Here is a 3,328-nt window from a genome sequence, read left to right as displayed (position 1 = left end):
ATTGGCCGCATTGTGCCGGTCTACCCACTCACCGAAGGCCTCTCCCAGACACGCCTGCGCCGCTTTGCCTACGAGGCCGTGAGTCTCTGCGCCGGCGAGTTTGCCGATTCCCTACCCGAGTCGCTACGCAAGCGCCGCAGCCTGCCTGGAATCGAGGCTGCACTCCGCAATATCCACTATCCCGAGAGCGACGAGGCGCTTCAGGCGGCCCGGCATCGGCTGGCCTATGAAGAGCTGCTTGCGCTCCAGATACTCGTCGCAGAGAAGAAGCGGGAAGTGGCACGTCAGCCGGGGATTACGTTTCCCGATGCCATCGGCCCCGTGATGGAGCTGCGCACGGTGCTCCCCTTCACCTTCACCAGCGCTCAAGACCGGGTGATCGCGGAGCTGGGAAACGACATGGCCTCGCACACCCCGATGAATCGCCTCGTGCAGGGCGATGTGGGCTCCGGCAAGACTGCCGTGGCGATGGCCGCGATGACCATTGCGGCGCGGGGTGGCTACCAGGCGGCGCTCATGGCCCCCACCGAGATTCTGGCAGAGCAGCACCTGAAAAGTATCCGCCCCAAGCTAGAGGAGCTGGGCCTGCGCGTGGACTTGCTCACCGGCTCGCGGCCCGCCAAAGAAAAAGCCGCTGTCAAGGAGCGCTTGCTCAGCGGCGAGACAACTATCGTGGTCGGCACCCACGCACTGATCCAGGAAAGCGTCGGGTTTCATAAGCTCGGCCTGGTGGTGATTGATGAGCAACACCGCTTTGGGGTGCTCCAGCGCGCCGCCCTCTCGGATAAAGGCGTCCGCCCGGATGTGCTGGTCATGACCGCCACGCCGATTCCCCGCACGCTCACACTCACGGTCTACGGCGATTTAGATGTCTCGATTCTCGATGAGCTGCCGCCGGGCCGCAAGCCGATCCGCACGCACTGGAAACGGCGCGCCGAGCAGGACAAAGTCTATGCAGGCATTAAACAGATGGTGACCCAAGGTCGCCAAGCCTATATCGTCTGCCCACTGGTCGAAGAGTCTGAGAAGCGCGAGGCGAAAGCGGCCACACATCTGGCGGAGCACTTAAAAGCCCATGTCTTCCCCGAGCTCTCGATTGGGCTGCTTCACGGGCAGCTCAAGTCCGATGAAAAAGACGCGGTGATGGAGGCGTTTCGTAAGAACGAGCACCAGATATTAGTGGCGACCACGGTGATTGAAGTGGGCGTAGACGTTCCCAATGCCGCCGTGATCGTGATCGAGGACGCCGACAACTTTGGCCTGGCCCAGCTCCACCAGCTCCGAGGCCGGGTCGGGCGCGGCGAGCACGCGTCGTTCTGTGTGCTCCTTTCTGACCCCAGCACGCCCGATGGCACGGCCCGTATGGAGGTGATGTGCGCCACCAGCGACGGCTTCGTGATCGCGGAGGAAGATCTCAAGCTGCGCGGCCCTGGTGAGTTCTTCGGCACGCGCCAGTCCGGCATCCCGAGCCTAAAAGTCGCCGATGTCTTGCGCGACCAAGATATTCTCCTCGAAGCCCGCACCGATGCCTTCGACCTCCTCAGCCGCGACCCGCAGCTCACCCGCCCCGAGCACCAGCTCCTCGCCCAGGCCGTCGCCACTCACCAACGCGCCGCCGAAGCACTGCAGATCGGATAAACTGAGCGGAGGAGAGTGACTATGCGAGGAACCAAACTCACGGTATCTATCAAGGCGGTGGCGTTTGCCATCAAGGGGAACTTGCCCGAGGACATTAAGCTGGAGCGCCTACGGCTTTTTCTGGATCAGGAGGCGACACGCAAGGGTATTCGTCTTGACACCGATGAGCCGATGCTACAGGGGCTGGTGGACGGCAAGGACGAGTTCTACTTCTACAATGGCCCCAAGGGCCGTCCTCTCGCCCTCCCCGAGCTCCCTGACCAAGTCTGATTGCCAAACGCTAATTCATGACCAATAAACCCGACTGGCTCCCCTACGCCGCCCCGATGGTGCTTTTTCTGGTGCTCACCGCGCTGGAAGGTAAGCTTCCCCTCGCGCTCTATCCCTTCGTCTACGGCATCAAGGCACTGCTCGTGCTGATTGCGCTGCTCGTCTGTGCCCGCGCTTGGAAGAGTGAGCTTCGCTGGGACGCAAAAGCCGTGGGACTAGGCATTTTTGCGGGGTTGCTTGGGCTGGGTCTCTGGCTAGGGCTGGACGCACTCCAACCAGCGGGATGGTCTATTGGAACGCGCACGGCCTACAACCCTTTCAAAGAGATTGCCAATCCGACGCTTCGGTATAGCTTTCTCACGGTGCGCTTTATCGGGCTGGCGCTTCTCGTTCCGGTGATGGAGGAGATCTTCTGGCGCTCGTTTCTGCTGCGCTTTGCCACCGACCAGGAAAAGTGGAAAGAGCTGCCACTGGGGCAGTTCTCGCTCGCGGCATTTGGGATCGTCGCAGGGCTCTTCGCCCTCGCACACCCGGAGTGGCTGGCGGCGATTGGCTACGCCGCGCTGATGGCGGGGCTGCTACGCCACACGAAATCTCTGCTGGCTTGTGTTGTGGCGCACGGAGTTACGAACGCCGCGCTGGGGATCTACGTGCTCAAGACAGGCTATTGGCACTACTGGTAAAATAGAGCCAAGAGTGCGCTCTACGCCACGGCGGGAATCGCGGAGTACTGGATCGTGAATCTGCAAGATCGCCAACTAGAGGTGCACCGCCATCCCCAAAACGGCATCTGGACACAGACACAGGTCGTCGCGGCAACCGGAAGTATCGCGCCACTTGCCGCTCCGAATATGCCCGTCACCGTCGCGGACTTACTTCCCTAGCTCTCCCCTCCTTTCCCGTTATCGGGAGGAGGGGCCGGGGGAGGAGGGCTTTCGGGTACACTCTAGCGACATGGCGACGATTCTTGGTATTGACTTAGGCACGACAAACTCTCTGGTGGCCGTCGTAAAAGACGGGGTTCCCCAGGTACTCGGGGGGCTGGTGCCCTCCGTGGTGTACTTCCCCGAGGGCGGCGCGACGCCGCTCGTGGGCGTGGACGCACTTCCCTTTCTGACCTCCCACCCGACCCGCACGATCTACTCGGCCAAGCGGCTGATGGGCAAGGGCGACGGCGATGCCGAGGCACTCCGGGGCAGCCTGCCTTACTTACTGACTGGCGGTTGCCAGATCGTGCTGGGAGATCGGCTCGTCAGTGCGCCAGAAGTCGGGGCCTGGGTGCTGCGCGAGCTCAAAAACAGCGCGGAGAAAGCGCTGGGCGAGGCGGTGACGAAAGCCGTGATCACGGTTCCCGCCTACTTCAATGACTCCCAGCGCCAAGCTACCAAGGATGCCGGAGAGCTAGCCGGTCTAGAGGTCA

4 protein-coding genes and 1 pseudogene are annotated in these 3,328 nt (G+C 62.1%); all 5 read left to right on the top strand.

From position 1 onward, the window contains the following. Positions 1-1,638 (top strand): ATP-dependent DNA helicase RecG (gene recG / locus AC1XOS_RS21365; RefSeq protein WP_481964233.1); only part of this gene is annotated, 1,638 nt, incomplete at its 5' end. Positions 1,639-1,659: 21 nt separating this feature from the next. Next, positions 1,660-1,908 carry a hypothetical protein gene (locus tag AC1XOS_RS21360; protein WP_481964232.1) on the top strand — a complete coding sequence of 83 codons (249 nt, stop codon included), beginning with the start codon at positions 1,660-1,662 and terminating at the stop codon, positions 1,906-1,908. Positions 1,909-1,925: 17 nt separating this feature from the next. Beyond that, positions 1,926-2,591: a CAAX prenyl protease-related protein gene (locus tag AC1XOS_RS21355; RefSeq protein WP_481964231.1), complete on the top strand. Its 666-nt coding sequence runs from the start codon at positions 1,926-1,928 to the stop codon at positions 2,589-2,591. Between the two features lie 15 nt (positions 2,592-2,606). Then, positions 2,607-2,792 (top strand): annotated as a pseudogene (locus tag AC1XOS_RS21350) (Uma2 family endonuclease); the annotation flags it as partial. A 70-nt stretch (positions 2,793-2,862) separates the two neighbouring features. Next, positions 2,863-3,328: Hsp70 family protein (locus tag AC1XOS_RS21345; RefSeq protein WP_481964230.1), on the top strand; the 466-nt coding region annotated here is incomplete at its 3' end.

This window comes from Armatimonas sp., from assembly GCF_964826245.1.
This window is presented reverse-complemented; position numbering and strand designations above follow the sequence as displayed.

Excerpts from the sequence above, each read along its gene's own strand:
- AC1XOS_RS21355 (WP_481964231.1), top strand. The coding sequence starts at position 1,926 with ATGACCAATAAACCCGACTGGCTCCCCTACGCCGCCCCGATGGTGCTT.
- AC1XOS_RS21360 (WP_481964232.1), top strand. The coding sequence starts at position 1,660 with ATGCGAGGAACCAAACTCACGGTATCTATCAAGGCGGTGGCGTTTGCC.